General features: G+C 48.1%; 18 protein-coding genes. 4 read left to right on the top strand and 14 right to left on the bottom strand.

The window, feature by feature from the left end:
• The first annotated feature begins 83 nt into the window (after positions 1-83).
• Together C0068_RS09970 and C0068_RS09965 are read left to right on the top strand one after the other, a co-directional pair.
• Positions 84-959 (top strand): IS982 family transposase, encoded by an 876-nt coding sequence (locus C0068_RS09970; RefSeq protein ID WP_103682565.1) that lies wholly within the window; start codon positions 84-86, stop codon positions 957-959.
• 448 nt (positions 960-1,407) lie between these two features.
• Positions 1,408-2,445, top strand: a complete 1,038-nt coding sequence (locus C0068_RS09965; RefSeq protein ID WP_103684354.1) for an NAD-dependent epimerase — start codon at positions 1,408-1,410, stop codon at positions 2,443-2,445.
• Here C0068_RS09965 and C0068_RS09960 read toward each other — a convergent pair.
• The gene (locus tag C0068_RS09960; protein ID WP_103684353.1) at positions 2,442-3,170 is read right to left on the bottom strand and encodes a 3-deoxy-D-manno-octulosonic acid kinase; all 729 of its coding nucleotides are present in this window, start codon (positions 3,168-3,170) and stop codon (positions 2,442-2,444) included. The two genes, C0068_RS09965 and C0068_RS09960, sit on opposite strands and share 4 nt — an antisense overlap.
• 270 nt (positions 3,171-3,440) lie before the next feature.
• Between C0068_RS09960 and C0068_RS09955 the strand changes: the two genes are divergently transcribed.
• Positions 3,441-4,349 carry a glycosyltransferase family A protein gene (locus C0068_RS09955; protein WP_103684352.1) on the top strand — a complete coding sequence of 303 codons (909 nt, stop codon included), beginning with the start codon at positions 3,441-3,443 and terminating at the stop codon, positions 4,347-4,349.
• 104 nt (positions 4,350-4,453) lie between these two features.
• Here C0068_RS09955 and waaA read toward each other — a convergent pair whose 3' ends face one another.
• Positions 4,454-5,767 carry a lipid IV(A) 3-deoxy-D-manno-octulosonic acid transferase gene (gene waaA, locus C0068_RS09950; protein ID WP_103684351.1) on the bottom strand — a complete coding sequence of 438 codons (1,314 nt, stop codon included), beginning with the start codon at positions 5,765-5,767 and terminating at the stop codon, positions 4,454-4,456.
• Between the two features lie 332 nt (positions 5,768-6,099).
• Between waaA and C0068_RS09945 the strand changes: the two genes are divergently transcribed.
• Positions 6,100-6,891: a hypothetical protein gene (locus tag C0068_RS09945; protein ID WP_103684350.1), complete on the top strand. Its 792-nt coding sequence runs from the start codon at positions 6,100-6,102 to the stop codon at positions 6,889-6,891.
• A 38-nt stretch (positions 6,892-6,929) separates the two neighbouring features.
• Here C0068_RS09945 and C0068_RS09940 read toward each other — a convergent pair whose 3' ends face one another.
• The 12 genes from C0068_RS09940 to C0068_RS09885 form a co-directional block, all read right to left on the bottom strand.
• On the bottom strand, positions 6,930-7,787 hold the full coding sequence (locus tag C0068_RS09940) for a hypothetical protein (protein WP_103684349.1): 858 nt from the start codon (positions 7,785-7,787) through the stop codon (positions 6,930-6,932).
• Positions 7,780-8,892 (bottom strand): polysialyltransferase family glycosyltransferase, encoded by a 1,113-nt coding sequence (locus C0068_RS09935; RefSeq protein ID WP_103684348.1) that lies wholly within the window; start codon positions 8,890-8,892, stop codon positions 7,780-7,782. Before C0068_RS09935 ends, C0068_RS09940 begins: the two co-directional genes overlap by 8 nt.
• 36 nt (positions 8,893-8,928) lie before the next feature.
• Positions 8,929-9,960 (bottom strand): polysaccharide pyruvyl transferase family protein, encoded by a 1,032-nt coding sequence (locus tag C0068_RS09930; protein ID WP_103684347.1) that lies wholly within the window; start codon positions 9,958-9,960, stop codon positions 8,929-8,931.
• 114 nt (positions 9,961-10,074) lie between these two features.
• Positions 10,075-10,899: an alpha/beta fold hydrolase gene (locus C0068_RS09925; RefSeq protein WP_103684346.1), complete on the bottom strand. Its 825-nt coding sequence runs from the start codon at positions 10,897-10,899 to the stop codon at positions 10,075-10,077.
• A 211-nt stretch (positions 10,900-11,110) separates the two neighbouring features.
• The gene (locus C0068_RS09920; RefSeq protein WP_103684345.1) at positions 11,111-12,130 is read right to left on the bottom strand and encodes an FAD-binding oxidoreductase; all 1,020 of its coding nucleotides are present in this window, start codon (positions 12,128-12,130) and stop codon (positions 11,111-11,113) included.
• Between the two features lie 28 nt (positions 12,131-12,158).
• Positions 12,159-13,673 (bottom strand): ferritin family protein, encoded by a 1,515-nt coding sequence (locus C0068_RS09915; RefSeq protein ID WP_103684344.1) that lies wholly within the window; start codon positions 13,671-13,673, stop codon positions 12,159-12,161.
• A gap of 23 nt (positions 13,674-13,696) precedes the next feature.
• Entirely contained in the window at positions 13,697-13,987 is a 291-nt protein-coding gene (locus tag C0068_RS09910; protein ID WP_103684343.1) for an MmoB/DmpM family protein, read from the bottom strand.
• Positions 13,984-15,027 carry a ferritin family protein gene (locus C0068_RS09905; protein WP_103684342.1) on the bottom strand — a complete coding sequence of 348 codons (1,044 nt, stop codon included), beginning with the start codon at positions 15,025-15,027 and terminating at the stop codon, positions 13,984-13,986. Before C0068_RS09905 ends, C0068_RS09910 begins: the two co-directional genes overlap by 4 nt.
• Before the next feature lie 427 nt (positions 15,028-15,454).
• A complete protein-coding gene (locus tag C0068_RS09900; protein WP_103684341.1) occupies positions 15,455-16,018 on the bottom strand; it encodes a hypothetical protein in 564 nt (187 codons plus the stop codon).
• Positions 16,019-16,224: 206 nt separating this feature from the next.
• Positions 16,225-16,962: a hypothetical protein gene (locus tag C0068_RS09895; RefSeq protein ID WP_103684340.1), complete on the bottom strand. Its 738-nt coding sequence runs from the start codon at positions 16,960-16,962 to the stop codon at positions 16,225-16,227.
• A 62-nt stretch (positions 16,963-17,024) separates the two neighbouring features.
• On the bottom strand, positions 17,025-19,394 hold the full coding sequence (locus tag C0068_RS09890; RefSeq protein WP_103684339.1) for a TonB-dependent receptor: 2,370 nt from the start codon (positions 19,392-19,394) through the stop codon (positions 17,025-17,027).
• Positions 19,395-19,508: 114 nt separating this feature from the next.
• A protein-coding gene (locus C0068_RS09885; protein WP_434061420.1) for an IS3 family transposase occupies positions 19,509-20,665 on the bottom strand; the annotation gives its coding sequence in 2 pieces (ribosomal slippage) (positions 19,509-20,413 and positions 20,413-20,665; 1,158 coding nt in all).
• Positions 20,666-20,737: the final 72 nt, after the last annotated feature.

The raw sequence follows: 20,737 nt of genomic DNA, 5'->3' as shown, positions 1-20,737 counted from the left end.
ACCCGTAGTGCATTTAGGAAGGAGGTAAGTTACTCACCCTCATAAAGAGGTTATCATTAGTTTACGAGAAAAATGGTAACGAGATGAGTAACTTACACAGCGTTTATAGCAAAATTCTGTCTCTTTTGCACGAAATTGAGCCAGCCGATAATTTTTTGAATCAAATCAGAACACCTAAGCTAAGCGATAAGGAGCTACTCGCGCTCAGTCTTGCAGCTGAAACACTGGGCATTGATTCAGAACACTTTTTGTTCAAACAGCTGCCTGCGTGCATCAATGGGAAAATTGAGCGCTCCGTTTATAACAGAAGAGCGCGAAGGTTGAGTTTTAAATTAGAAGAAATCAGAAGCGCTATTGTCACGCGATTAGATGTTGATAACGATATAAATATTGTCGATAGCATGCCATTGGAAGTGTGTAAAATGAGTCGATCTAATCGCAGTAAAATTTGCCAAGAATTTGAATCTAGCTCGCCAGATTTTGGTTTTTGTGCAGCACAAAATATGCGCTACTTTGGCTATAAGTTACACGCGGTTTGCTCACCGAGTGGCGTGTTAAAAATGTACGATATATCAAAGGCTTCGGTTCATGACATCCATTACCTAAACGATATTGAAGGCCAGTTAAACAATTGTGTTTTGATTGGCGATAAAGGGTATTTGAGCAGAGTTTGGCAAACAGATTTATTTTCATCAAGTTGTATCAATTTGCAAACACCGATGCGAAAGAACCAGAAAGAGTTTAGAGACTTTCCGGCTAAATATCGTAAAGCCAGAAAGCGGATCGAAACATTGTTTTCACAACTTTGTGACCAGTTCATGATACGGCGGAATTATGCAAAATCGTTCAAGGGTATTTCGCGCAGAATTGTGACAAAGATAGCGTCCCTCACATTAATTCAATGGTTCAACCAACGTGAAGGGAATAAATTAAACAACCTGAAAGTGGTCATTTCCTAAATGCACCACGGGTATCTAGAGATTTATAAATTGGGCTTGGCGTGATTTTTTTGTCTTACTTGCATGGTGCCCTGCTGAGCGCTGTGCTGGTTCTTGGTTTCCCTTTTGCTAGGTCATTTTTCTTATATATGTGTTACAAAAAACAGCAAAATATCGTCGTATTAATTGATTGTTGAGCTAATGTAAGTGCAGAACACCTTCCTAGCTTGCTTGGTATGCTGGGCTGGGGTTTACTTGCGCAGGATCAGCAGAGTGTTTATTCTCCCGATGCAGTTTTTGCACTGGTTTTGCAGGTATGGCTAGTAGACTTTGTTTTAGCAATTCAGCCACGGTGAGATCCTAAAAAATGAATGACAGTTGCGGTATTTACTTAAAACGAGCTCCTCATTTGCTTAGCCAACTTGCATTACTAAGCTAGATTAAATTCAACCTAGGTCTAATTCTTTTCATGAAATATTTGATTACCGGCAATGCGGGATTTATCGGCTTCCATGTGGCAAAAACACTGATTGCGCGAGGCGATTCCGTGGTCGGTATAGACAACGTCAACGACTACTACGAAACCAGTTTAAAGGAAGCCCGTCTGCGCGAATTGGAAAAACTCGCGCAGCAAAGCTGCGAAACGGGCAGCCAGCTTGAATACGAATTTATACGCGCTAATATCGCCGACAAGGCGGCCGTGGATGATTGCTTTGGGCGACATCAGTTTGATCGCGTGATTAATCTTGCTGCCCAAGCGGGCGTGCGCTATTCCATCGAGCACCCAGAAGCCTATGTGGAAAGTAATTTAATCGGGTTTGCGAATTTACTCGAAGCCTGCCGCAGCGCCAAAACGCCCCACCTTAGCTATGCCAGCACTAGCAGCGTATACGGTGGCAACACCACAATGCCTTTTAGTGAGGATGATGGGGTAGATCATCCTTTACAATTCTACGCCGCCACCAAGCGGGCGAATGAATTGATGGCCCACAGCTATAGTCATCTATTTAATTTACCGACGACTGGATTGCGCTTTTTTACCGTGTACGGCCCCTGGGGGCGACCCGATATGGCCTTGTTTAAATTTACCCAGTTGATACTGCAGGATAAGCCAATTCCGGTATTTAATAATGGTCATCACAGTCGCGACTTTACGTATATCGACGACATTGTTGAGGGGGTGATTAAATCTAGTGATCAGATCGCTACCCCCGACTCAAAGTGGTCAGCTGCTGAGCCTAAACCTGCCAATAGCAATGCGCCGTTTCGTATTTTTAATATCGGCAATGGCAATCCTGCGCAATTGTCCGACTATATTGATGCCCTAGAAGAAGCGCTGGGTAAAAAAGCCAAGCGCGAGATGTTACCCATGCAGCCCGGTGATATTCCTGATACCCACGCAGACACTAGCAAATTGCAGCAAGCGACGGGCTATAAACCTAACACCAGTGTGCGTGAGGGTGTGCAAAAGTTTGCGGACTGGTACCGCGATTACTACTCGGTTTAATTGTATTGAATTGTGCGCTGGTAGGCGGAGGTCAGTGCCTGCCAGTTTTCTTCAGAAAAGTGAAAGCTAGGGTGAATCCCTTGGAGCTTGTCTAGGGAGCGCCGCAGACGGCTTACATTCGCTTCTGCATTCTGGCGTGAAAGTGGGGTACAGATCGCCCCTTTGTCAAAGTCGACCAGATAAAATTCGCCTCTGCCGGTCAGCAAAATATTGCTGGCATTCAGGTCGGCGTGAAACACGTTTAGATTGTGGAAGTGTGAGATTAAAGCGCCTAGTTTTTCCCACTGCTCATTATCGAGCGCGCTTTCACAAAGTATTTCGGTGAGGTTTTGGGAGTCCGGCACTCGTTCGGTGATGACTGCGCAGCGGTAAACTAGCGGTGGCACACCAAGGCAGTGGGCGGCAATCGGTCGTGGTACCGGCAGGTCCAATTCTCGCATGGCGTGCAGCATATGAAATTCTCGCCAAACACGGGTGTTTTTCAGGCGGCGGTAGCGGTAGGTTTTGGCAACTATACGGCCAATTAAACCACCGCGATGATAGCGCTTAAACACCAGCCCTAGTCCACGGTATTCGAACATGACAGCGGTGCCACGTTGTAGCGAGGTACAGCCTGTATTTTCCTTTAGCCAATCGTCGTGAAACAGCTTTTCGCAATCGCTACCTACCATTTCGTCATCATAGATGACTGTAGCTAGGCCGCTTCTGAACTCCCGATGTCCCACAACTAATCCTTTGGTTTGACAGGGTATGGGCTCGTTTATAGGTGTGAGGCCATCCCGTAGGTGTAAACTGCGCGCATTCTATCTTCAATCTTGCCCTCATCCCACCCCAGAAGGGGTGAGTTAGGCAATGTTGAGGTATAATTCTGCGCAACCGAAAAAGGGTGGTTAGCTCTTGTTTTTGGCTTACCACGGTCTCGCCCGACAACATTATCGTGCATTTGGATCGACGGGGGCTAACGAGGCCGCCACTCCACTATATAAGATAGCGCTATGTCTAATACTCACAATTCCGGCCCGAAGAAGCACTGGTCGGATTTTATCGTCAGTCGTTTTCTGCGCCTTGCCGCTAGCGGCTTGGTGCCTGCATCACTGTTTCAAAAACCGCTGCCAAATAAGGACCAGAGAGCTGCCCGCACTGGTAGCCTGAATATCGAAATTGTCAGCCACTGTTGGCAGTATTCCCATTTCCTTATTTACCAATTGAGCTCATTAGTGCTTTTTCCGCCGACAAAAGCCACAGTGACGATGACAGTGTATTACAACAGTGAAGATACTCGCACGGTAGCAGTTCTCAATTTCTTTGCTAAACAGCAGGTCGCCGGTGTGAGGTGGAATTGGTGTGAGCAGCTGAAAGAGTCCCTGTTTCGTCGCGCTATTGGTCGGAATCAAGCCGCGCTTGCAAGCAAGGCCGATTGGGTATGGTTTACTGATTGTGACCTGATGTTTCGCAAGCACTGCATAGATCAATTGGCAGAGTTGCTGCAGGGGCGCAATGATAGCCTAGTTTTCCCCTTGCGGGAGCGCATCACTTCGCTGCTGGAGGACGACGATCCTATGTTGAACTTTGATCCGCAGGATCTGCGCGTCATCGATATAAACGATGCCATGTTTGTGGAGCAGACCCGCGACCGTGCTACTGGTCCCTTGCAGATTGCCCACGGTGATATCAGTCGCGCCGGCGGTTACTGCGATAGTTTGGCCTATTATCAAAAACCCGCTGCCAGCTGGTGCAAAGCCCACGAAGATCGCGCTTTCCGCTGGTTGCTAGGTACTCAGGGCGAGCCATTGGATATTCCTGGGGTGTACCGAATTCGCCATATTAGTAAAGGTCGTTACACCGGCAGTAAGTTGAATACTCGGTTTCGCAGCAGCGTGCGTAAGGCGACGGATAAGCATTAAGCAACCTGTCCCTTTTGGTGAATTGGCTAGGGCTTTAGTAAGTGCAAAGACCGAATGCATTTTGTATTCGGTCTTTTTTGTTAGGGCTTGTGAAAGCTGAATGCTCAAGAGAGCTTAGCGCACATTAGCTCTTCTATTTCCGTTACGGTGCGCCCTAGGGCGCCGCTATTTTGCGATGCGACTTGTTGTGCACCGTTGCCGGCGGCGATACGTTGCTCTTTATTGCTCAGCCAAACAGCAATTTTATCGGCTAGCTGCAGTGATGTTTCAGCTATTACTAGGCCGCCGGATTCTTGTATCAAACTGGATACCGTACTGAAATTGTGCAGGTGAGGGCCGCACACAACGGGTATCCCCCAAGCTGCTGGCTCGATCATATTATGTCCGCCAACAGGGACTAGGCTTCCCCCCACAAATGCTACGTCACAGGCGCCGTAAAAACACAGTAGTTCGCCTAGGGTGTCCCCCAGCAACACTTGATCGTCGATATTGGGGGCAAGGCCGTCGCTGCGACGCACCGCTTTCAGGCCTCGATCTTTACATAGGCGTGCAACCGCGTCGGCGCGCACCGGGTGCCGCGGTACTAAAACCAGTAAGAGGTCTGGGAAGTTCTTGCGCAAAGTGTCGTAGGCATCCAATAGCAGCTCATCTTCTCCACCGTGGGTACTGGCGGCCAACAAGACCTGCCGGTGACTTTCGCCGCGCCACTGACGGGAAAGCGCCTCTGCGTCGCTGATCATGTCGGCGTTGATATGCAGGTCAAACTTGATACTGCCGACAGCTTTAATGCGTTCTATAGGCATTCCGAGGTCGACAAAGCGTTCGGCATCTGTCGGATACTGGGTGAGTACCCGCGTAATGTGCCTCAGCATTTTTCGGCTCAAGCCAGAAAAGCGGGCATAGCCACGGGCTGACTTGGCGCTCAGGCGGCCATTCACCAATATTGTGGGTATTTTGCGCTTGTGGCAGACCGCGAGTAGATTTGGCCACAACTCAGTTTCCATAATGATCAAAATACTTGGGCGTAGGTCTTCAATAAACGGTGTTAGAAATTCAGGCAGATCGAAGGGAATGTAATAGTGTAATAGGCGCTCATTGAGTATTGGCCCAAGGGCTTCGTGCACGCGTTGGGAGCCGGTGGGGGTGGTGGTAGTTACTAGCCATTGCCATTGCGGGTGGCGTGCGGCCAAAGTTTTGATGAGTGGAATAGTGGCAAGTGTTTCGCCAACCGAGGCCGAATGAATCCAGATTCTTACTGCACCATCGGCGTATTTCTCTGTACCTTGGTGCGAGATTACTGAGCCGAAGCGCTCGCGCCAGCGTTTGCGATAGGCGGTATCTGCTCTTCCCCGCCACCAGAGGTAAAAAAGCATCAGTGGTAAGGCAAGGCGAAATAGCCAAGTGTACAAATCGTGCATTAATTCAATACCAGCTTCATTATTGATTGTGGCCGGAGAGATCCTTTTAATAAGCCATATAAGAATAAAGTTGGCATCAAAGGTGGGCGCAGCCCTATGGAATCACGTCTAGCAGGAGTTAGGGAATATAAATGCCCCGCCTCATCCAATCAAGTAAAAAGCTGGGGTGTTGAGCAGGGACTTATTCACGATGCCTTAGATTCAAATGTACATCTAGAAGAGCATATAGCTAGAAATTCATTGCTGATTCAGGCTAAATGCAGCGAGGTAGGGGCGATTCGGTTTCTACCTCAAATAATTAAATAAAGCCTTAACAAAAGCCGTAGTTCATTATGAAATTTACTCGTTCCGTTAAACCGCGTGAGCAGCTACCCATTACTGTCGAGCGCTTCCAGACCTTAGTGATGGATACTGGTGCTAGAAAGGTCTGGCTCGACGGCGAAAAGCAGCCGATAAAACTTGGGCGCTGGATGTTCTATTTGCCCCGTGAACAAATTAAGTGTTTTCATGCGCGCCAAGGTGCCACAGATTGCATCCACGCCTTGCGCCCCAGCGATGTGGAATCACGAAGCCCAGATACTAAGGTCGGCCGCTACACATTGGCAGAATGGCGGCAGGCATTAGAAACGCCGATTTATCGTCGCTTGGCAGAAATATGGATAGTCAGTGCTCGTTTGTGGCGGGCGGGTTTAGGTCCCCAGCCCTTAGGTGTGGTGATGGTTGAACAGTTCTCCCGTAATGGGCAGGAGCTAGGCCCAACTTGTGGTATCCGCACACAGAATGTTGAGAAGCTGCCGAGGAAGTTAGATTGCCGCATGGACCAAATCCATGAGGCAGGTGTCATTCCAGATAGAATTCGGAGCTGTGTCAGGCAGCAGCGGCGGGGCTATGTAATTGACTTATGCTCGGTAGTTGGATGTCAGCCAAAAAATGCTGAAGAGGAGATTATGCAAGTCCTAACAGGGTTGAATGAAGAGAAGAATGATCAAAATTTAGTGCAGCTTCTAGAGGAAACGCTTAAAACACCAAGCAGCGAGAATTATCATTCCTTAGCAAAAGTAAGGCTGCTGAATGCGTTTTGGTTATTGCCATACCTTGAGAACCTCAGTCCTCTGGGTATATGAGCGCAGGATTAGAGTTGTTTTCATTTTTACTTAGTAATTTAGCTATTGGTAGCACTGATAAAACGATCGAAGACCTGCAAGGCCTCAGCTGTGCTGAATAAGCCGTTGGCAACATTCGGCCAATGCTCCACATCTTTTCTTTGAACTACCACGCTCGAACCTGGCTTGCTGCTAAAAGCGACTGGAATATATTCTAAATTAAGTCTTAGAAGAGACACATAGCGATGGTTGCCCTTGTGGCATACCCACACCCAGTCGTTATCTGATAAAAGAAATTGTCCCGTTAAATGCCCGTGCATATAGGGTAGATAGCCATTTTTTTTAACTAATTGATGGGTTTCGATATGCCGCCGATATTCCAATTCACCAACCCCTTTCGACACTGGTCCATAGAACTGGCAGCCATAATCTAGCTTTTCATCAAGGCCATAGCGTTCGGGACGCCTATACCGTAGCCGGCGTTGGTGAATATCCATGCTGTCTAAAATGCTTTTATCGACCGCAGCCCACCAAGGTAAAACCGCTGCATCTGGGTGTAGCTTTGATAGCTCGCCATCCGTTAAACCGAGCACGCTAGCAGCTGATTGCGGTTGAAAACAGCTATAGTGGGTTTCCATCGCCGAACCGGTGTATTGCTGGTGGCCTTGATCAAATTCACATAATGTTTGTACATAGGGATTGTTTGCGGGATGAAGCCCCAGCAGGCTCGAGCGAGTTTTGTTTCTGGGTACCAAGAAAACATCTGGCCGATCAACGCTCTTGTCTAGGTTTACATATTGAGCAGGACTACGTCCCTCAAGATTAATTTCAATGCTGCGCCTCCGCCGACCTTGCTCTCGCCAGTGAGCGAAGCGGTTAGATAGAGAGCGCTGTGCGGGGCTATAAAAATCATCCATGGCTTGTGCTGATGTCTGGGTTTGTATTGTGAGTAAGGCTACTTGCTAGATCTTCCATCGCGACTATGGGTATCGCTAAATGTTGGTAAATCTCAGCTAATTGAGATGAGGCGTCGCCCTCTTGCGCCAAAGCATATATGGGCATATTTGGGCGCAACCATTTCGCTGTTAATAATACTGAGGATACGTCGCCAACAATGGCGCATTGCGAATTGAGCAAGGGAACCAATAATTCCATTCCAACGCTGCTATCTAATACCTGAAAACCTGGAAAGGTTTCGCTAATAATGTGGTGATTACTGATACGTGGATGAGGTTTAACGGCAATTTGATTTGGGGAATAAATGCTCTTTAATTGAACTGCAAGTTCGGCGTAGCGATGGCGTTGCTTTAAGAAATAAGCTTCATAGGGTAGGGTCAATACTAAACTTACTTGATTAAGAATTCCTTGTTGAGCCTCATCTAGATCAGCAATCGTGAGGGCCATGCGTAGAAATCGCTCATCGGTGAATGCGCTGACATCGATCGCGAGTAATTTCTTTTCTTGCAGGCGCGGATGAACCAAATCTGGAAACGCCACGCAGGCGCTTTCGATCCAAGGGGAGGTTCCGGTGGTTAATGCGTTTTTCCACAGCTTGCCATATAACAATTTTTTTAAGATCGGGTCGATATAACGATGCTGGAAGGAGCGCATGGATTTGTGGCCAATATAAGTGACCGTGCCTTCATCCATGTAATAGGCGTCGGGTTCTTTACCGTTTGTTACCAGCCAATACATAGCTGATTGAAATTCTGGCCGTCGGTCATTGCCGGTATAAATGGCGAGCTGCTGTTGACCTTCAAACAATTGTTCATAACTTTTATACCAAGCTTTACGTGCGGAAATATTAAGTTTCCCAGTGCGCGCAGCCAAGTACGCGACCTTGCCAAAAATCTCTGGCGATTGCTCTGCAGCTTCGCCGTATTTTTTTATAAAGGTTTGTGAGCCCTGCACAAAAACCGCAATATTAAGATCATTCTCGTGTTGCATGGCAATGCTGCTGGCTACGCAGAAATGCAATGGAGAAGAAATAAAATAATATCGGTGCATTAATTTCTCGGTCATTTATTAGGCCATCACATTAATTCAATTTGTTGTGTCTCAGCCGTAAATATCAACAATATGATCAAACATTGCGTCTATTTTTTGTTTGGCCATTATATTAAACGATGTAACGCGTTCAGCGTAATCCGCATACTGCGCGCTCACTTGCTGTAATTGAAGTTTAAGGTCGCCGGAGCGAGAGTTGTCGTATTTGAATAAGGCTTGCGGCAATCCGATTTCTTCTATCAAAGCTTCGCTTTTATGCGAATTAGAAGAAACAAAAAGCATGGGGACTTGCTGTTGTATGGCAAAGCACAAGGCGTGATAGCGTGCAGCGCAAATACCGCGGTAAGCTGCTAAAGACTGCAGAAACTGCTCGCTATTGTTTGTTGCATTCGCGACTACCTTGTATCGAGCGGGAACATGGCTACCAAAGCGTTCAAATATATATGGGTATAGTGAAAATTTAAGTTGCCGCCCCCAATCTCTGCTGCCTCTGGAGAAATTCGGACGACGTGTGAGCAAGGTTCTAAAGTCGCATTCGGGGTCGCGTTGGCAAATGGCATACGCGGTTTCATCCCATTTCTTTAGAACGGAGTCGGTAATCATGTAGCGAGATCGCTGGCTACCTGAATAATCAGGGTAATTGTAAAAGGTGAGGTCGGGAGCGAAAGCGGCGTCGATACCGATAGCCTGGAGTTGAGACTGGCTGCGGCGATCACGGGTATAAACGGCAGATAAATCCGAAAGCAAAGGGCGCCATTGTTCGGGGTCATTGTCTTGCCATAATGCGTTTAGCAAAACAACGGGACCTTGCTTGCGTAGTTGATTCATGATTTCAAACAAGCGCATGGCGTTGCGGCTATTGTGATGCAGGGAGCCTTCGCCATTGACCAGTATTAAGTTGGACTCACTAATCGCCTTGCTGTGTTTTTTAAGATGCTGCACTTGAGCGCTAACGGGTAAAGAGCCGCTGCATTGCCAACCACGTCTCTCCATGCCTAAGTGAAGATTTGCCATCACTCGCCATCCGCCGTGGTGATTATCATAGCGGGTGTCGTTGACGACAAAATAGGTTTTTTTTGACACTTCTAGCGGTCCTTGTATGCGCAGCAGCAAGTCTACACAAAATCACTATTGAACTCGACGAGGTAATTTGCGCAAAAAGCGTGTTTGACGGCGTTTTCTGCGCTCTTCGTATTGCTATTTATGCTTGTCGAGAAACTCCAATACAACTTGGTTGAATTGTTGGTTGCTGTCGCCTGCAATCATATGTGCAGCGCCGCTTACCTGTACATACTCGGCGTGGGGGATGCGCTGTAAAAAATCTGCGACGCCACTGTCGTCAACGACATCACTTTTTTCTCCGCGCACGAGTAAAACGGGGACGCGGATATTATCGGTGGCAATGTTAAGCGTATTCTCTGGATTGATCTGGTTGCTAGAGGCGAGGAATTGCGGATCCCAGTGCCAGTAATAGCGGCCATTGTCATGCAGGCGTAGGTTTTTGCTTAGTCCGCTTAAATCCTTGCGGCGCTTGCGTTGCGGGGTGTAAGCGGCGATGGCGTCGGCAGCCTCTTCTAAGCTCGCAAAGCCGTTGGGGCTGGCAGACATAAAATCCTTAATATGGTCTGTACCTACGGTGTTTACTTTGGGGACGATATCAACAAGTACTAATGCGCGGGCAATATCCGTATCTGCGCCACCGATGGCTAATAGTGATGATAGGCCGCCGAGTGAGGCGCCAACGAGTATAGGCTTGCGCTCAAACATGGCGCAAAGCTTGATGATGTCGTCGGCGAAGGCGTCTAGACGATAGTTGCCGTCTTCAGCCCAATCGCTGTGCCCATGCCCGCGTAAGTCTACCGTGGCGGCAAAATACCCCTCATTGGCGAGCACCTCCAGCGCTTCGCCCCAGGCATGACGTGTCTGTCCGCCACCATGAAAAAAGATAACCGCTTGATCGTTTGAATTTCCTGCAAAATCAATGGCAAGCTTCATACCATTGGTGATTGGTAGTTTGATCATAGGCGAATGCTCTGTCGCTAATCTGAAATATGCGTGACATTGTACCGTTAAAAGATCAAATATTAAGGGATTGGTTAAACGAGGTATTCAATTGCGCAGCAGTAGTTCGAGTTTTGGGGAGGGAGTCTTGTGGTATGAGCATAAAAAAGGGGTGGTAAACCACCCCAAAAAACTCGGCTAGCGCTTGAGGTAACGCTGCGGAGCTGTGGGTCTAACTGTTTTGTACAAATTTGTCGAAGCGAATGCGGCTGTTAAACATGCCTTTTTGCTTTAGGACTTCTACTGCTGCGTCTATCATCGGTGGAGGGCCGCATAGATAGCCCTCTGCTGCGCGCAATGATTCAGTATTTCGCGCCAGCACGTCGGTAATAAATCCGCATTCACCGTCCCAGTTGTCGTCCGCAGCGGGTTCAGACAGTGCAGGTATAAATCTAAAATCGGCTAGCTGAGCGCCTAGGGCGGTAATTTCTTCGACAAAGTACAAGTCTTTAACGGCGCGGGCACCGTAGTAGAACGACACTTTGCGATCAGATTTCACGGCGACTAACTGACGTAGCATAGACATAACGGGGGCCATGCCTGATCCGCCGGCAATGAGAATGATTTCAGCATTGGTTTCGGAAAGCTGGAACTGACCATATGGGCCGCGAAAGACGACGTCGTCACCGATTTTGGCGGTTTTTAAATACTCACTGAATTCACCATTGGGGATGACTTTTACAACGAGTTCGGTTTCGCCAGAATCCGATGGCAGATTTGCCATTGAGTAGCAGCGCCACAAATCATCAGAACCGGGAACTTGAATTTCCAAGTATTGACCGGGGTGAAAACCGTATTGATCATCGCCAAGCCCGCGCATGCACAGGTGCACGGTGTCGTGGGTCACAAAGTTGATGCCAGAAATTTGCGCGTCGAATACTCGCACGGGATATTCTGGCGTTAGGTCTTCTAATTTGTAGTCATCGTCTAGTGAGATGACAATATCTTCTTCTGGGTAGGCGCAGCAGAGCAGGGCGATACCAGCATCTTGCTCCTCTTCAGAAATTGCGGTGGCGTGATCGTTGTAATCGACTTCACCCTCGCTCAACTGGTGCTTACAGCCGCCGCAGCCGCCGTGTTTGCAGCCGTAGCGAAGCGATAATCCCGCTTTGAACGCGGCGTCGAGAATGGTTTCATCCTCGCCGCATTCAAATTCGACCCCAAAGGGTTCTAGAGAAATAGTATAGCTCACGTTTTATCTCCGTCCGTCGCTCATTGCCTTATTTTAGAAATGCTGGCGGCGCAGGGCGTTCAACAATGTAGTTTGCTTTGCGAATGTCCTCTAGAGTCCACAGGCGCTTAGGTTCTAGCTCTGGCTGTGCCATTAAGGTTTTGCCATCATCGCGAACAAAGCCCAGTTCCTGAATAACTTGTGACAACTCTTTACCTTCGTATAAGTCATAGAAGTTTTTAAAGCCCACATAGTGATGTGGTTCTTCTACGAATATTTCTTGGCAACCGTCAGAGCAGAAAATATAGGTTTGGTCTTGAACCTTAAACGCGCGCTGCTTGCTAATGTCTGGGCGCGGGAAGATCGTTGGGCGCTGGCAGACCTGGCAGAAATTAGGTAGGCCACCCATTTCCTTCAATACGATTCTGCCTTCCTCGGGATCTTTACACTGGCCGTAAGCTTCCCAGAAACCGCCAAAATGCTCGTAGAAACCAGGGTATTTTTTCTCGAACCACTCAAAGTCGTCGTCATTCAAGCCGTCGTAGCGATGGAAGAAGGTTGGCCACGCGCCAAAGATATAAATCGCGGCGGAATGGGACATCCAATCCAAGTCGCTGATCATTTCGTCTAGATGTGGTGGTGGCTTTATGCCGAACTTTTCTAGTTTTTGGTAGAAACCGCCGTAAAAATCATCGAACACCCAGCGCATGGTCATTTCTTTGGCGGATTCGGTGCGCTTTCTTACAAAGTAGTCGCCAAATAGCATATTACCCAGGCCAAAGCTGCAGTGAATGCGCCAAGACCATTTGTCCATTGCTTTTTGGATGAGTGGAATATTGCGGTCATCTTGTAATAACGACGACAGCGTAGACCAGCCGTTGGCCATGTGGCGGGCTTCGTCGGACTGGATCGTGAGCAGCGTAGACGCGAGCATATCGTCGCCATGCGCTGAAGCATGGGAAGACAGGCCAACGAAGAATAGGTTGGTATAGGCGGTTTCTACAAATACCTGCAGACCGATAGAGGTTTCAACAGGGTCACTGGTAATCAGGTCTTCGACCATAGAGCGGAAAATGCTGCTACCTACACTACTCGCGCCGGCTTTGGCTGCCACGTCGAAACCGACGGGATCCTTCCATGAGCGCATGTGATGACGAATAACGTTCATCTCTAAATTGGAATGACGCATTTCGTCCAGCATCTGCATCATATAACCTTGGCGCAGCTCGACAGGCGCTACGGTTCTGGCCATACGCCCCATAGCGCGGGCGGCGGCGTATTCAACGCCAACTAGGTTAGATAGGCCGAATTTCATGCCTTCCATCCAGCGACCGTCAGGCTCTCCGGTGTTTAAGCGCGCAGAGGCTTCTAGCAGTGCATAATGACGATCGTCCTTTTCCTGCTCTTGCTCGCAATATTCGCGAACGAAGGTTTTGAACGGGTCGTTTGGCTTGGTTTCGTGAATATGGAATTTGGTGGTCTCGACCGTTTTTTCCTCTGGGCTAATGTAGCTGGGTTCCCAGTCGATGGCTTTAACGCGGTCGTATGCTTCGCTTATTTTCATTGGAATGCTCCTGTTCTATTTGTTTAGCCGTTATCGCGGATTACAACGTTGTCGTCGTTAACTTCAATAAAGCCTTTATAGGTAGCCAAAATGGCGAGAAAGTTAGAAACGGAATAGGAGTGGCCCATCACTTCAGAGATCTCAGCCATATCAAATATGAGTTCTGGCTCCTGAGTTTCAATTGAGACATATGAGCCGCTGTCTATCACATCAACATGCTCATATAGCTCTTCCATCAAATCACAAATGATGCCTGACTGTTCGCCACCCATTAGTTTGGCTGATACCGTGTGGTTTTCTCTAATCGTGCTCATGCTCCAGCCTCAATAATTGATGATAGTCCAAGATCTGCAATAAAGTTATTGAAGTCAGTTTTGACCGTGTTTAACGCGGCATTGCCGTCCGTGTTGCACAAATCCAGGGTCGCAAAGAGTGGGGTGATGTCTTGGGCAGCTTGCTCTATCAGCGGCAGCCATTTCTCAAACCACGTTTTTATTACAGCGAGGTTGTGCTCAGGCGCTTGTTTGAGGAGTAGCTCTACAAAGGCCTTGGTGCTGGCTGTGCTGTTCTCACGACAAGATTCAGCTGCCTGCGCTATAACAGAGGTGATAACGTCGCCATGACGTGGAGCATTGCGCAGTATAAGTTCGCGGCAAATAAGGCTTGAAACAAGCGGCTCTAGCAGGCAGTTCACGACAAGGTAAATTTCCCCCCAGTCGCGGCAGGCTAATAAGTATTCGGTTACACGGCGCAATCCTTGCCATTCTGGTGCGTCCATCCACGTGCCTTTGGCCCGAGCATCACTGAAACCTTCTATTTGCGACTCAAGTTCCATGCAGTACAGTGTAATATCTTGCGCGTGGCGGTCTTTTTCGACGCTTTGGAATATCATCGGCTGTGCAACGACATCTGATCCCGCTTCTCGTTGCGCTTGGCATAGAATAAGAAAAAGGCCATATTCTGCAAAGCGGTAAGCCGCGTAGTGAGTTTGTAAAAACTCAGTCCAAGATGCGTCAAAGGCGGCGCAGGTTTTTGCACGTTTTGCACCGGCGATGGTTTGCTCGATGGAACGGCCGATGTCAGCTTGGCGCTTAACGAAGGGGCGGAACCACTCGGCGTTGGGGTCGCGGTATTCCCACCAGTCGCTGGCCTTCAATAACGTGGCATCTTCGCGCCAAGGTGGCTGACCATTTTTGTCTAGGTTAAACCAGCCCGCAACGGCGAAATTACGTGGATCCCATTGGGTGTGAAGGGTGATTTCTTCATACTGTGACGGTTTACGCTTAGCGGGATTAATGTAAACAAAACCGGTTTTTTTAGTAGTGCGAGCTCGTGCGCCGGATTCTGCACCCATTGTGTTCTCCTTGTTCTAATTAGTACCTTAGCGGTGGTGCTAGGCTAAACTGAATTTCTTTATTGATATGATTATCAATAAAGGATATAGATATTAATTTTTTTGTCAATATTAGAGTTGATAATTTAACAATTAGTATTTAAAAAGGCGGTTAAACTGCTGAAATAGACGATGGCTGGCGGGGTGTGCGTGTGTTGCTGATTTCACATGATTAACAGCGTATCCGGGCGCTTATATGACAGGCATAGTTCATATAGGGCGTGGTTTTACATTGGCAGACAGAGCAAAAATTCGGCCATTAGGAGCAAAAAAACCAGAGTATTGACCGCCGCCGGCGTTTTATACTCTGGTGAAGGTAAATCTAATTGAAAGAGCAGGGGGGTAATTAGTGGGGCGAAGCCAGTAGTACTGGTGCCGCCCCAAAGTATTAGAACGGTAGGGGAATGCCGCCAACAGGCAAGCCTTGGGTGTCTAAAATTGATAATACGACGGGGCCGTAGAGTTTAAGTGGGTGGGGGCCAACTACTGGTATTGCTATTGGCAGCTCGAAGTTTGAAAGTCCTGTGAGGCCTGAAACAAGGCCCTCAGGTGTGACGAAGGCCGCGATGTCGCCGCCGAGTAGTGGTATGCCACCGAAACCACCACCACCGATAATGCCATCTATTATATCTAGGCCTAGGGTGCTTAGCGTTGCTAGACCGCCATCGAATAAGCCAAAGGCAAAATCGGGGAGTCCAACCCCGAGGGCTCCCGTGCCGCCGTTGATTATGCCGGTTATTTGGGTTAAGCCACCCAAGCCGCCGCCCGCACCAGCGAGTGAGCCGAGATCACCTAGTCCGCCGAGGCCACCAGTAGAGCCTAGAATGCCTGTTAGGCCCTCTATTGGTAGTGCTCCGCCGGGTAATTGCGCAGACGCAGTGATGGGCATGGCAGCCATAGCTGCGGCGCAAGCTACGCCGATAACGCTGTGTTTTAGTTGAGTAGTATTCATTTCGAACCTCATTATTTTGAACTAGACGATTTTCTTAAAGCTCACGGCTAATTTAAATCGTTATTAATATTTGTGTCAATTTAAAATGCGTAACTACGTCACAGTTTTGGGCAGTCGCACTAATTATCACTAAGACCCATTGTTCAGTATTTGTGACGCTGACTGGCTGTAAGGCTGCTCAGCCTTACAGCTCGTGTAGACGCTTCTTACTTCAAGGGGAAGCGAATGCCAATGTTAAATTGAATTTCTTTTAGGTTTCCTGGCGCATTAATGTCTTCTTCAAAGTCATTTTCGCGTTCAAGAAAGCGATCAGCTACGTGGTAAACGGCTTCTGCGCGGATACCAATCGGCGTGTCACCAATTTCTAGGGGGAGTACATAACCAATGCCTGCGCCATAGTTGATGGTGATGAAGTCATCATCACTATCTTCAAATGCGTCAACACTTTGTGCTAGTGGGTATTCTACGTAGCGCGTTACGCCGCTTGCCAATTTGATATAAAAGTTGTTTTCAAATGGGTAAATCAGCGTATTGAATAACAAGCTTTGCTTTTGAACATCCTCGTCTTTTGCATAGCTGCCGCCAAATTCAAAGCCATACCAGCCTTTACGTCTAAAGCCCGCTAGCACAGCGAAGCCTTGTCCTTTGTCTAGTACGGGGTCGCGTACGGGGGCAGTGTTGTTGCCGCCACCGCCGAGTAGCCCGCCTAGGCCACCGCTACCGCCACCTTGTGTAGTTGTGGTGCCACGGGTGTCGTCGTCACTGTTTTGTAAGCTATACATCACGTCAACGTAGCTGGTGAATGAAGAGCTACCGCTTGCTCCGCTACTGCTACTAGCGCCGGTACTTCCACCGCCTTCGCCGTATTGGGCCAATACTGGGGTTGATGCCAGCAGCAATATAGCACTGCTTGGGGCAATAATATTTCTAATCAAATTTTTCACTATGTTCACCTTTTGAACTTATCGTTTCGCTGTGTTTTTTATGTCTCGGTGCATCGTAATTTCTAGAATTCATAATCTAGGCGAAGGCCGAGAGTGCGGCGTGCACCTAGCGACCCTAGGGCGCCGAAGTCAAGTTTCAGCATACCTGCGGTGTAGAATTCGTCTTTTAGGTTTTGGCCCGATAGCGTGATACGCAGATTAGACTCTTCAAGCAGGTAGCTTAAGTGAGCACCCCAAAGGTCGTATTTTGGCTGCGAGAAGCGCGGGTCGTTGGTTGCTGCGTAAAAGAAACCATCGTTGTAATAATAACTAACAGTCGCCTCGAGTGGGCCGCCAGGTATTAGCCACGTGTTTGCCAGCGATGCTGAGCCAGTGAACTCAGGTGAGCGCGTAACATTGTTGCCGGTAAAGTCATTGTTTTGAGTGAAAATACCGGTTACTGGGTCATGGCCTGCGCCATCGACGTAATCTGTATATGTCGCGTCAAGGAATGTGCCGTTGATTGTTCCGACTAAATTACCAAAGATGCTTGGGAATATGTCAGCCTTGATGTCGAATTCCCAACCCTGAGACTCTGAGCTACCTGCAGTATCTAATGATAGTGCGCCACCATTTGTTAAAGAGATAGACTGCGTTTGCAGGTTTTCAATCTCATAGCGGAATGCGGCTAGGTTCAGCTGTACGGTATCGTCGAATAGGGTGGTTTTTAAGCCAATTTCATAGGCTGTTGTCTCTTCTGCTTCCACGTATGCCGGTGCTAAATAGAATGCGAAAGCATTGTAAGAGTGCGCTTTTATTGCTTCTTGGTAAGAAACATAGAAAAGAGTACCGTCATCAAATGGCGTAAAGTCCAAGGCAATCTTGGGCGTAAAGCCTTTTGTGGTGTCGCGTAGCGGGTGTGGGTTGTCGTTCTCGTCCCGCGCCATAGTCCACTTAACTAAAGGAAGTTCAGTGCCATTGAGTAAGCGAACGTTTGTAGCAGATTCAGTCACGCCGCGCTCTTCGTTTTGGTAGCGGCCACCAAGAGTTAAAGACATCCATTCAGTAATATTGGCGGTTGCCTGTAAGAACACAGACCAAGATTTGGTGTCGACTAAGCCGATATTAGATAAAGCATAAACCGGTGTTTTTACGCCACCTAATAGCGGTTCCGTAATTGAGGTAAGTAAATTTTCAATGGCTGGCGGAAGTGTGAGTCCAATTGAGGATAGATTAGTTGGATCTAGGCCGCCCACTGTTAATTCTACTGGGTCAAAGCCTTGCTCATTTTTGAAGTAGAAGGCGCCGCCGGTAAGGGTTAGCCAGTCAGACCACGGGGTGCCTTCATTAGATAAAAACTGAATTTCAGCCTCGTCAATGTCAGCGTCATGTCTATGTACAATGAATGATGCGGTAGGTACTGCGGTACCATCGTAGTCATAATTGTAAGGGTTGCTGTGGGCTTGGTGGCTAAGCAGTAGCTTCATGTCGAAGGTGTCGAAGTACCATTCGGTTTGGCTAGAGATTACAAAAGACTGCAAATGGCCAAAAATGGGCAGGTCAGGGTTTACTTTGTAGTTTCTGCCGTCTTCGCCATCAATACCGACCGCGGTACCAAGTGGGGTTGGGTTGATGTTGGCAGCCAAGGTTGATGTGCCGTCGCGCTTGGCACCCTGTAAGGTTAGGCGGGTGTCCACTCGGTCAGAAATCTGCCAGCGCAGCATTACCCGCGCGCCGAATAATTTGTCGGCTGGTACTGGCTTATCATTAATGGTGCTGTCGTTACTATAAACTTTGTCATCTTGCTGGAAAGTAGATGAGAAGTTCATTGCGACGTTGTCGGTAAGGGGTACGTTTACAAACATGCCGAAATCATAAATGTCGCGTGCTTCAGCTTTGCTTGCAGAAACAGAAAGCTCCGTCCATGTGTCTTCGAAGTCAGGCTTTTTAAGAATAACGTTAATTGCGCCACCGACTGCATTTCGTCCGAATAGGGTGCCTTGCGGGCCTTTCAGTACCTCAACTCGCTCAACACCTTTCAAGTTTTGTGCAACAGAGGGGGAGAAGGGATAGTAAACACCGTCAACGTAGGTCGCGACACTTGGGTCGGAGGTCAGCCATGCCTCGGATCCGATACCGCGCATAAATACGCTAGTAAAGTCACCGGCCTGAGTACCCATATCTAAACCTGGGGTGATTTTCATTAAATCGGTTGTGTTTTGGACACCAAATGCCGCAAGTTGATCTGGGCTAAATGCTTGGATAGAAATTGGAACATCATTGGCATTTTCTTCACGTTTTTGGGCGGTTACAACAACCTCCTCAAGTGCGCGAGAGTATTTGCGTGGTTTTTCCTTTGCTGCGTCTTCTACTTGTGCGTGAACGGGAAGCGCAAAAGCGAGTGACTGAGCAGCAATAGCTAGCGCAATCGGTTTAAATCGAAACGTTATCATTGTGAAACACCCATGTATATATTTAGCGTAAATGCTTATTTCTACGTTATTTTACGTATATAAACGGCAACACAAGTGTTGCCGTTGTAGTGGTCAAGTAAAACTGGCCACGGTTTAGTGGCTAATCCAATACTTTCCCTCGGCGGCATTGGGACTTAAACCACGGTTATGTTGATGTGGTCTTGTTTGGCTGTAATAACCAACAAGGTATTCCGTAATTGATTGCTGAGCATCGGTAAAATTACGATAACCCAGCGCTGGAACCCACTCTGTTTTTAAGCTCCGAAAGAATCGCTCCATCGGCGCATTATCCCAGCAGTTACCCCGACGACTCATGCTTTGCTCGATTTGATAGCGCCACAAATGTTGACGAAATTTCCGGCTGGAATAATGGCTACCTTGATCCGAGTGAAACATAACTCCTTTGGGTCTTCCCCTCGCTTCAAAAGCCATACTCAATGCCTGGCCGGTAAGCACGCTATCGGGTGATAACGACATCGCCCAGCCTATTGGCTTGCGTGCATATAAATCTATCACCACTGCCAGATAAGCCCAGCGCTGTCCCGACCAAATATACGTTACGTCGCCGCACCAAACCTGATTCGGCTGACTAACTGCAAATTCTCGATCAAGCTTGTTCGGTACGGCAATATGCTCCTGATTAGCTTTCTTGTAGCGATGACTCGGTAATTGACAGCTGACTAGCTCCAGCTCTTTCATTAATCGCGTCGCGCGATACCGGCTGAGCTGAATACCTCTGTCGGTTACGATGGTTGCAATCGTTCTCGCACCGGCCGAGCCATTGCTATCCTTGTGCGCAGACCGAACCTCGCTGAGCAGCTTAATTCGCTTTAAGCTCGGCATGTTTGGCCGCTTAACCCAATACTTATAGCTGCTGCGATTAACCCCAAACACATCGCAAATTAACGCCACCGCGTGGCTCTCTTTGAGTTTCTCGATTAACGAGAATTGTTCAGGGAGTCTGACATCAAGAGAGCGGTAGCCTTTTTTAAGATTTCTTTTTCTTCCTCAACTCGCCGGAGTCGTTTCTCTAGTTCACGGATTCTTAGCTGATCGGGCGTCATCGGCGTCGCTTGCGGTGAAATACCGTTGCGCTCGGCCCGAAGCTGACGAACCCATTTGTCCATGGTGGATTTACCCACCCCCATCGCTTCTGCAGCATCTCGAATAGAACGCCCCTGATTAACAACTAGCTGGGCTGCTTCCAATCGAAATTCTGGGCTAAAAGTCGGTCTTGTACGGTTGCTCATTGATCACCTGTATCGTTATAGAGGTGATCATATCACCTCTAATCAGGTGGCCAAATTCACTATGCCACTACA

It is taken from the genome of Zhongshania marina (assembly GCF_002915595.1).
GTDB classification, from domain to species: domain Bacteria; phylum Pseudomonadota; class Gammaproteobacteria; order Pseudomonadales; family Spongiibacteraceae; genus Spongiibacter; species Spongiibacter marinus_B.
Note: the sequence above shows the minus strand (reverse complement) of the source record. Positions and strands in the feature narration are given on the sequence as shown.

Coding starts and splice junctions, on each gene's coding strand:
- C0068_RS09970 (WP_103682565.1), top strand. CDS start 84: ATGAGTAACTTACACAGCGTTTATAGCAAAATTCTGTCTCTTTTGCAC.
- C0068_RS09965 (WP_103684354.1), top strand. CDS start 1,408: ATGAAATATTTGATTACCGGCAATGCGGGATTTATCGGCTTCCATGTG.
- C0068_RS09955 (WP_103684352.1), top strand. CDS start 3,441: ATGTCTAATACTCACAATTCCGGCCCGAAGAAGCACTGGTCGGATTTT.
- waaA (WP_103684351.1), bottom strand. CDS start 5,767: ATGCACGATTTGTACACTTGGCTATTTCGCCTTGCCTTACCACTGATG.
- C0068_RS09945 (WP_103684350.1), top strand. CDS start 6,100: ATGAAATTTACTCGTTCCGTTAAACCGCGTGAGCAGCTACCCATTACT.
- C0068_RS09940 (WP_103684349.1), bottom strand. CDS start 7,787: ATGGATGATTTTTATAGCCCCGCACAGCGCTCTCTATCTAACCGCTTC.
- C0068_RS09935 (WP_103684348.1), bottom strand. CDS start 8,892: ATGACCGAGAAATTAATGCACCGATATTATTTTATTTCTTCTCCATTG.
- C0068_RS09925 (WP_103684346.1), bottom strand. CDS start 10,899: ATGATCAAACTACCAATCACCAATGGTATGAAGCTTGCCATTGATTTT.
- C0068_RS09915 (WP_103684344.1), bottom strand. CDS start 13,673: ATGAAAATAAGCGAAGCATACGACCGCGTTAAAGCCATCGACTGGGAA.
- C0068_RS09910 (WP_103684343.1), bottom strand. CDS start 13,987: ATGAGCACGATTAGAGAAAACCACACGGTATCAGCCAAACTAATGGGT.
- C0068_RS09905 (WP_103684342.1), bottom strand. CDS start 15,027: ATGGGTGCAGAATCCGGCGCACGAGCTCGCACTACTAAAAAAACCGGT.
- C0068_RS09900 (WP_103684341.1), bottom strand. CDS start 16,018: ATGAATACTACTCAACTAAAACACAGCGTTATCGGCGTAGCTTGCGCC.
- C0068_RS09890 (WP_103684339.1), bottom strand. CDS start 19,394: ATGATAACGTTTCGATTTAAACCGATTGCGCTAGCTATTGCTGCTCAG.